The sequence below is a fragment of the Protofrankia sp. Cas8 genome (genome assembly GCF_963555845.1).
Classification (GTDB): domain Bacteria; phylum Actinomycetota; class Actinomycetes; order Frankiales; family Frankiaceae; genus Protofrankia.
Genome location: NZ_CAUVXI010000086.1, coordinates 4,020 through 4,772, shown reverse-complemented (window position 1 = coordinate 4,772; position 753 = coordinate 4,020). Strand labels below are relative to the sequence as shown.

Genomic DNA, 753 nt, shown 5'->3' with positions numbered 1-753 from the left:
CGGAGGGAACTCCGGTGAGGTTTACAGAAGCTGACCCGGAGGCCATGGGGAAGGTCTGCGGCGTACCCATGGCGAAGCTGCTGGGACACAGCCGGGCTCCTACTCCGACAAACGAAGCACAGTGAACGTGGGAACCACCTCGCACGGGTTCCCGGCCGGGTAGGCAGCCAGCCGTCCGTCCGGGATAGGCGCACCGACTGCCGAACCGGTGGGGTGGGGCGGAGCCGCCGTAGTACTCCGAGCCAGGGAGAGCCTGTGCACATGGGGAAGGGCGGCAGCGGTATCGAGAAGGGATGGATACTGTGATGCCGGAAGATGCACCGCTGAATGGCGGGGCTCCGCGCGGGGCTAGCCGTGAGGAAGCGTCCGTGCGGGTATCGGGGATGCAGGCCAAACTTCACCGTTGGGCGGCGGTTGATCCTGGCCGCCGGTTCGATGACCTGTTCAATTTCGTGTATGACCCGGCGACGCTGATCGTGGCGTTTGCCCGGGTCGCGGGCAACCAGGGTGCCCGGACCGCCGGGATCGACGGCCTGAAGGTCGCCGATATCCGCGAAGCCGGGGTGCCCGGATTCCTGAACGACCTGCGTGCCCAACTGAAAGGAGGAAAGTTCCGGCCGTTGCCGGTACGGGAGCGCATGATCCCGAAGCCGGGCGGTTCGGGGAAGGTCAGGCGGCTGGGAATTTCGACGGTCGCAGACCGGGTCGTTCAGGCCGCGCTGAAACTGGTGCTGGAGCCGATCTTCGAGGCTG

Annotated in this window: 1 pseudogene; it reads left to right on the top strand. The window is 66.3% G+C overall.

From position 1 onward, the window contains the following. Positions 1-305 precede the first annotated feature (305 nt). Positions 306-753, top strand: a pseudogene (locus tag U9977_RS14000) (group II intron reverse transcriptase/maturase); the annotation flags it as partial.